Annotated in this window: 7 protein-coding genes; 3 read left to right on the plus strand and 4 right to left on the minus strand. The window is 50.4% G+C overall.

Annotated elements, in window-relative coordinates; all coding sequences use genetic code 11:
* Positions 1-210 precede the first annotated feature (210 nt).
* Positions 211-369 carry a hypothetical protein gene (locus tag PF66_RS33735; protein WP_342633295.1) on the minus strand — a complete coding sequence of 53 codons (159 nt, stop codon included), beginning with the start codon at positions 367-369 and terminating at the stop codon, positions 211-213.
* A gap of 903 nt (positions 370-1,272) precedes the next feature.
* On the opposite strand from PF66_RS33735, the gene PF66_RS31795 reads away from it, so the two are divergent.
* Genes PF66_RS31795 through PF66_RS31800 form a run of 3 tightly spaced genes read left to right on the plus strand, consistent with a single transcriptional unit; the run spans position 1,273 to position 3,748 of the window.
* On the plus strand, positions 1,273-2,244 hold the full coding sequence (locus PF66_RS31795) for an HD domain-containing protein (protein WP_160320650.1): 972 nt from the start codon (positions 1,273-1,275) through the stop codon (positions 2,242-2,244).
* Positions 2,234-3,229 (plus strand): nucleotidyltransferase domain-containing protein, encoded by a 996-nt coding sequence (locus PF66_RS04915; protein ID WP_054062047.1) that lies wholly within the window; start codon positions 2,234-2,236, stop codon positions 3,227-3,229. Before PF66_RS31795 ends, PF66_RS04915 begins: the two co-directional genes overlap by 11 nt.
* 15 nt (positions 3,230-3,244) lie before the next feature.
* On the plus strand, positions 3,245-3,748 hold the full coding sequence (locus PF66_RS31800; RefSeq protein WP_160320651.1) for a histidine phosphatase family protein: 504 nt from the start codon (positions 3,245-3,247) through the stop codon (positions 3,746-3,748).
* 281 nt (positions 3,749-4,029) lie between these two features.
* Here the strand turns inward: PF66_RS31800 and PF66_RS04920 are convergent, their stop codons facing one another.
* From PF66_RS04920 to PF66_RS04930, 3 genes are all read right to left on the minus strand, one after another.
* The gene (locus PF66_RS04920; RefSeq protein WP_054062048.1) at positions 4,030-4,305 is read right to left on the minus strand and encodes a hypothetical protein; all 276 of its coding nucleotides are present in this window, start codon (positions 4,303-4,305) and stop codon (positions 4,030-4,032) included.
* Positions 4,302-5,282 carry an integrase domain-containing protein gene (locus PF66_RS04925; protein WP_054062202.1) on the minus strand — a complete coding sequence of 327 codons (981 nt, stop codon included), beginning with the start codon at positions 5,280-5,282 and terminating at the stop codon, positions 4,302-4,304. The genes PF66_RS04920 and PF66_RS04925 overlap by 4 nt, the downstream gene beginning before the upstream one ends.
* A gap of 927 nt (positions 5,283-6,209) precedes the next feature.
* The gene (locus PF66_RS04930; RefSeq protein WP_054062049.1) at positions 6,210-7,529 is read right to left on the minus strand and encodes a tyrosine-type recombinase/integrase; all 1,320 of its coding nucleotides are present in this window, start codon (positions 7,527-7,529) and stop codon (positions 6,210-6,212) included.
* Positions 7,530-7,627: the final 98 nt, after the last annotated feature.

Genomic DNA, 7,627 nt, shown 5'->3' on the forward strand with positions numbered 1-7,627 from the left:
GGTGACTGGCGTCACTTGGGAATTGGTCTAGCCAGAAAGACAAAGGGCGCCTTTCGGCGCCCTAATCACAAACAGGATGGCTTGTCATCGCTCTCTTCCTGTTTGGCTCTGCGATTGCTGGGTTTCCCAGGATCCTCAGAGTCTCACAAGCCCCTTTCGGGTACACGAAAAATGTCTCAAAAATGAGCGACGCAGGCCAATTGATAATGCCTATGGGGACAGCGGCGAAAAATTGAGGCCCGCGAGAACGGCGGTTTTGACGGCGATGAAATGCTCAGCACTCATCGTCAGAACCTCATACTGCCGCTTGCCATCGCGGCCTTTTGTCTTGATGCGGTCCAGCCTGTCCAAGCTCACGGTATAGAGCATGTCGCATTTCCCCCAGCTTTTCTTTGCCTCACCTGTTAGGTAGCACGGCAGTTCAACATGGTAAACGCACAACTTTTCCGGTTCCGTGGAAATGGGGTAGAACCCGAGGTGGGTGTGGACGATTTGTGGACACTTTCAGCTTTTTGAAAGCGCCAAAATAAAGCCCCAGAAACGGCAAAGCCCCGCATTGCGGGGCTTTGAACATGGTGGCACCAAGAGTCGAAAGGTAGCATAACTATCTATATTTATTAGTAATTTATAATTAGTGTATGTGGCTCTATCCCTAAAACTATCCTGATACCACCGCCCATTCGTACTCCAAACGCAGGTGTGGGGCTGGTGGCATCGCATCGCGCCGGTTGCCTACGACCTTGTGACGCTGAATCCTAGCAGTAGGCCAGCCACTTTCAGCCATTTAGATCTATAGAAACAACATGTCATTTAGCTGCAGATGCAGTATAAGCCATTAATTTTTATAGATTTTTATCAAATTCTTAGGGGCGGCTCGGGAGAGCCTAGACTGCTAACGGTAGGAGCTCTGCATCGTGGCTTTGGCGCGTATTTTTTTTGACAGACGGTACGTGGAGAACTGATAATTTAGGGTCATGAGCAGGGGATGTGTGTGATAATGGAGGGCTTTGTAGATGCTGGTAAGCTTTGCAGGCAAGGGTTGGCTGCTCAATCTAGCATCGGGTTTCTTAGGCTGAGAGACCTAATGACAAATCATGACATATACTCAAAGGAGTCTCTTTCCGAGGTGAATTATGATTACCGTCCATCGCTTGCTTCGACTGTTGAAGTATGACGCATAAATTGTTTGACAGTATCGCAATGTGGCCGGCTGCCACAGACGACCCTGATACCATTTACTATTGGATTAACTCAGTAGTAAATGATGATGTCATGTCTCTTATTTTGCAATCCAAAGCTTTTAAAAGACTGTACGATATATCTTTTCTTGGTGCGCTAGATTACACACATCCAGGCACTGAAAAAATTTCGAAAAAAAATAGAAGTCGTGCTGAACATTCTTTGCATGTGGCGGCACTTGCTGCCTATGTTGCAGAAAAGCGCAATTATGCACCTGAATTAAAGAGGCATTTAATAATTGCAGCGCTTTTACATGATGTAGGGCACGCGCCACTCTCACATAGTGCTGAGCCACTAATAAAAAAGAAAATAGGATACGGGCACCACGAAGCGGGCGAGCAGATAATCGATGGCAAGCAACAGCTTGGCAAAGATCTTAGCCTGAACCTTAAAAAATACTGCGACCTGAGCTTCATTCATTCATTGTTGAATATGAAAGCTTCCCAGGAAGATGGTGGTGATCTTTTTTATAGTCCTATAAATATAGATACAATTGACGGAATTACTCGTTCGCACACTTATTTTACTGGGTTTTCTTCAGCTCATTCAACGCTAGCTATTGCGCGTGCTTCGTTTATCAGTGCCCCGTCGAAAGATCACAGAATTTTAGACGACTTCTGGATGATGAAAGAGCGGGTTTATTCAGGCTTGATTAATGATGAAATTGGCCTTATATCCGACAAGACGAGCGAGATTTTCTTTCTGGAGTCGTCAGTTTGTTTGAGTGAAGGCGACCTGTACAAAAGCGAGAAAAGTTGGCAGCAGACACATAAGCCATTATTTGCTCGCTTGAACAGCATATTGAAAAAAAAATCTGCGCCAAGTTGGTTCTCAAACGCTCAAGTAAGCTTTGTTCATAGAAAGTATTTTGTGTTGCCTGATCGAGATGATAATACTCGCTATGGCTGCAAGAAAGAGAAGAAGATCAGACGTTTTGATATAAAAGTCGAGCCTGACAACAGGCAGCACTCAATGAAGTTAAATGGAATTATCAATGAGCATTGAACGGTTCTCGGAATTTAAGTCCATAGATGCAGCGTATAAGCACTCTGCAGATGTAATTAATTCTTTGAGGAAGGATCTTGAGTCGGCACTATCAGGAAGCGACTTCAAAGATAGGTTGACTATAGTTACAACTGGCTCTTTTGGTCGAGGTGAGGCGTCGGCAGAGTCAGATCTTGATCTGTTCATATTTTTTGATTCTGATAAGTCTGAAGATAGCTTGTATGAGGAAAAGAAATCCATTCAGGGTGTGGTCGATAAGTATATAAAAAAGTCTGCCGGGGATACTGGGACTTTCGGCTCAGAAGCAGTCGTGAATTTTAGTGAAATGTTACAGAATCTTGGTGGGGACAAAGATCTCAATGTTTTGCTGACTCGGCGAATGTTGTTCCTGCTTGAAGGTAAGTGGCTGTACGGGGAAGAGCGCTTTAAATCGTACCGAACAGATCTATTAAACAAGTATATCAAGGCGGGAGACCCGGAAAAGCAAATATCCCGATTTCTCCTCAATGATATAATTCGTTATTATAGAACGATTGCTACTGATTTCGAATTTAAAGTTTCTGAAAATAGTAAATCGTGGGGGCTTCGGAATGTTAAGCTTCGTTTTTCACGCAAGCTTCTATATTTTGGTGGTGTGATCTCCGTGGCCGAGACAGCTTTTGTCGCGCAGGCAAATAAAAATCAATTGATTGCAGATATTTTGGACAAAACTGTACTTGAGCGAGTTCAAGATTTAGGCGCAGAGAATGCTCATACTACTGAGATTCTTAATATATACCAAGATTTCTTGGCGACAATTGAATGCCCCAAAAACAGAGAGATCTTGGAGGGGGTGACAAAGGGTAATCGTACGGATTCCAAATTATTCTTACAGATGCGAGAAAAAAGTAAAGAATTCTCTAAAGTCTTGGATAATTGGCTAAAATTACAATATCCGGATGGTGAAAGTGGCCCTCACCCTATTCATAATGCTTTAATTTTTTAATACAGAGTGCCAGCTGTGATATTGTACGTTCGACATGGCCAAACGGATTGCAATAGTAGTAATTTATGGATGGGGAGCATTGACTCCCCTCTTAATAAAGAAGGTCGTATTCAAGCTGAAAATGTGGCTACAGAGCTTTCAGGTATTTTTATAGATAAGATTTATAGCAGTCCATTGGTTAGAGCATACGAAACTGCTCAGTTTATAGCTGAGAAGCAAAAAAAACTACCTGAGATTGTAATTTTGCCTGGTTTGAGGGAGCGCTGTTTTGGGGAGCTCGAAGGAACAGTCAAAGATGAGGTGACCAGAAGAAATTTAGCTCTTTACTCTGGTGTGGAGAGTGAAGGGGACTTTGCTGGACGTATTGAATATTCTATGTCTTCTATTGACAAAAATGGGCTCGTCTTGATCGTGTCTCACTCGGCCGTATTTCGCTGCCTAATAGAAAAACTTGGCTATTCGACCACTCCATCGCTGGAGAGAATTATGAACTGCCAGATCGTACAATTGGATATTTAAAGTTGATGGAATTAACTCCTCAGTGTTAACGGATTTTATTGAGTGCTGATAACGGCAGTATTCGCTACCGGCAGTGGTTCAAATAACTAACCTCAGGTCAGATACTATTTTTAAAGATTTATATCTTTCTTAAGCTGATCTGCTGTCGCAGGTGCATCTTAAGACTTGAGTGAATGAATAGTTTTTATGCTTTATCGGTTTACTGAATGATTGGGGCTGCTGTCTTGTGAGGTTTAGGCGCCGGTATTGTCGGTCTTAAATGTCAAGTATTGGGCTATCGGTTAAAGCTTAAATATCCATGACTTTTTCAACCGTAGCGAAAGTAGTCGTGCAGTTAGCATGTAGTAATAGCGCGTTGCGTCGCTATTCTTGCTTAGGCGATGTTCGAGAAACCAAACAACATGCTTTCTCTGCCAAGCCCAAGGCGTCTGTCGCTGCCAACGCTCTGAGATTTCTGCTTGGATGACTCTCGCCTGCCGCAAATGGCGTTGTTGTGTGGAATGCGATCCGGTCAGCACCGCAGCCAAGAACAGCTCCATATCGAATACCTTATTCATCTGCGACCTCCTACGTAGGCAGCGACAACGTCGATCCGACCGTGCCCCAGCTCATAGCTGATTTGCCGTCGGGCTTCACGATCAAGGTTTCTATCTGCCAAGGAGCATTGGCCACCGTTGATAGGCGCACGGTGTTGGGTGATTTGCTCATAGCGCTCACATGCGTACGCCGCTCGTAGCTCATGGAAGCCTTTGAGGTTGTGTGTATGAAGGATGGCCCGCGCAGGGCGAATGATTTCTTGCAGAAGATTCAGGTAGCTTTCGTGTTGCGCAATCAGGTTGCGGCTACCCGCAGGCGACACCTGCCATGCAAACTCAAGTGCACCTCGAACATGGTCGTCCACCGCAATCCAACGTGGTGCCGAGGCGCCGGAGCGACCGCCTTTGGTGCCATCCTGAATGTTAATCCTGCCTAGGTCGTTAGCCTCACGGCTTAGCCGTGACAGGTCAGCCAAGATGGCCTCACGCAAGCGCATGCCGGTGGCTCGCGCCAACATTACGATCGCGGCGGCCCGTGGCTGATGATGGCGGCAAAGCGTATCGACGATCTGCTTAACCTGTTCGCGGTCTTGGCCTTGCGGCACTGAATGTCGAACCCCGGTGCGCTGCGTACCCAATGCCTTGCTCGGACTTGGCAATTTCACGCACTGATCACCGCGAAGCGCCGCCATGGTCCTGTTAACGCTGGATATCCGATTTTGTGCGGTGCTGACAGCAAGGTCACCGCGCCTAACCATGTCGCGCAGGTAGGCCGCATAGTCGGCCAACACCTCCCGATCAATCAGCTGCGCATCATTAATACCGGGCCCTTGTTCGGAGCGGCACCACTTCACGAATGCCTGCCATCGATCACAGTGTGCCCTCACCGTGCCGTAGTGGCCGCCGCCGAACATGTCTTTCAGCGCCTGTGGCCCTGCATAGCTCAACTGCCTGCCGTAGCCGAAATTGCGGCCATCGCGTCTACCCACCAATGCCATATCGGTCACCTCATCTTCTGCTCTCCAGTCCTCGCCCCACGTCATCCCGCCAAGAATGCTGAGTGTTATCAGGGATCAAGGCCCCTGCGACCTGTGGGGATGTCCTCTAACGCGGGACTGGCGGCTCCTTACGTCCGGGAACTAGGGCATCTCATGATCTGGCCTCCTTAACACCGTTGCCGGTGGGCGGGTGGAGGCAGTGCTGGCTGACGAAACCAGCACCTGAAGCTCCTGAGCCGGGTGAACGCAGCAATGCGGTGACCGGGGCATGCCTGACTGTCAGTCAGGTGCAGTCCATTCCTTGGTCTGCGGCACCATCATCTACAGCGCTGTTGCTGGTGACATCGGCATTTGTCACGCCGATTGTCACGAGGGGGAATGCCGCAAAGCCTTGTGCGATCAGGGCTGCAGCAGTGGTAGAAGTGCCCGTCTCTTTCCAGAAGAAAGAGACGGGCACAGGTTGGTGCAGTATTCGGCCAAGCGGATAGGTTGCTGCAGGGCAGCGAGGTACGGTGTATCTGGCGCACGAGCGCTATATGTGTAAGAGCATCCATCACATGGGTAGTGACCGTACGAGCTGCCGGATGCGAATCGTACTTGGGCTGAACCACCGCGGGAGCGCCGTGACCTTTAAGGTTCGGGTCACTTGGGGGCTGTCATCGACAGCGCTTGCAACTCCCGGTCTACGCCTGTGGACAATGTTCGTCAAGTAGAGCAATTTCAGGGATTTGGCGCCTGTGGATAAAACTATCCCCCGGTGGACATCAGTGGTTTTCCACAGACGTACGCTGTGCCAGCAGTTTTTTCTTAGGTATGGTCCTTTCAAACGGGGCGGCTTTGCAGCCCCGTTTGAAAGGACCCGCGCGGAGGAGCTTCATGCGGTGCTGTGGGTAACTTCACAGCGAGTTGAGGTGGTGGTGCGGCGGGTTACTCGGTCCTCTTGGCACTGCGCAGGCGCGTGACGTTCTCGCCCGTCTGCTTGGCAAACTCATGCGGCGTTACATGGTCCTCGCGGTTCGCCTCCAGAAACCGGCTCCACCAGGTCATGATCATCCGGCGTTCTTCGAGGAACTCGGCCTTGTGGGTATAAGCGGCCCGCACGTTGTTGCGTTCCTTGTGGCTCATCTGCCGCTCGATAGCCGTCTCCGACCACAGCCCGGACTCGACCAGCGCACTGCACGCCATGGCCCGGAACCCGTGGCCGCAGATATCCACTTTGGTGTCATAGCCCATCGTCCTTAGCGCGGCGTTCACCGTGTTCTCGGACATCGGCTTCCACGGTTTGGCATCCCCCGCGAACACCAGGTCGAACTTGCCGGTGATCGCGTGGATCTGCTCAAGCAAAGCCACTGCCTGCGGCGATAAGGGTACAACGTGGATGTCCCCGGCCATCTTTGTGCCCCTTGTGGAAAACGGCACACCATCCAGCGCCGGGCGGGTATCGGGGATTTCCCAGATGCCGCGCTTGAGGTCGAACTCGTTCCAGCGGGCGAAGCGCAGTTCACTGGAGCGCACGAACACGTGCAGCGATAGCATCACTGTGAGGCGCGTGAGCGGACGACCTTTGTAGCCGTCGATACGCGCCTGTAGCTCAGGCAACCGCGATAAGGGTAGTGCGGGTCGATGTGTAACCCGTGGCGTTTTGATCGAGCCATCGAGATCGTGAACTGGGTTCGCTGTGATCAGCCGCAGCCGTTTGGCTTCGCGCATGATGCTTTGCAGGTAGTTCTTGATCCTGAGCGCCACGTCGATGGTGCCGCGCTTCGTCACGGCTTCCAGTGGCTGCATGAGGTCGTGGGTGTCCAACTCAACGATTGCCCTGGCACCGAGCAAAGGGAACACGTGAGTCTTCAAGCGGCTGAGCACTGTCTTGGCGTGGCCGGGCGCCCACTTCGGCACCATGCTCGCATGCCAGTCGAGCGCAACGCTTTCGAAGGTGCGGCCGTTGATCACTGCTTGGGTCTTGGTTTGTTGCTTGTACTGGATGGGATCTATGCCGTTGGCGAGCTGCTGCTTGATCTCGAAGCGCTTGCGGCGTGCGTCGCCTAGCCCGACCACCGGATAGCTGCCGAGGGCGGTCAGGCCTTCGCGGCCATCGGGTTTCACGTACCTGAGTCGCCAGCCTTTGCGGCCGTTGGGTTGCACAAGCAGGTAAAGACCGTCGCCGTCGAAGAGCTTGTACTCGCGCTCTCTGGGCTTTGCCGTGCGACAGGCGGTGTCTGTAAGCGGGGCAGTGGTGCGGGCCATAAGGGTAGTCTCCGATATCGAAACGGACCTCTATCCTTAAAACTACCCTTATTAGCGCTGGCTACCCCCGGAATCCGACGGAACGCCAAAACGAAAAA

The organism is Pseudomonas asplenii (assembly GCF_001293465.1).
In the GTDB taxonomy this organism is placed as follows: Bacteria; Pseudomonadota; Gammaproteobacteria; order Pseudomonadales; family Pseudomonadaceae; genus Aquipseudomonas; species Aquipseudomonas fuscovaginae_B.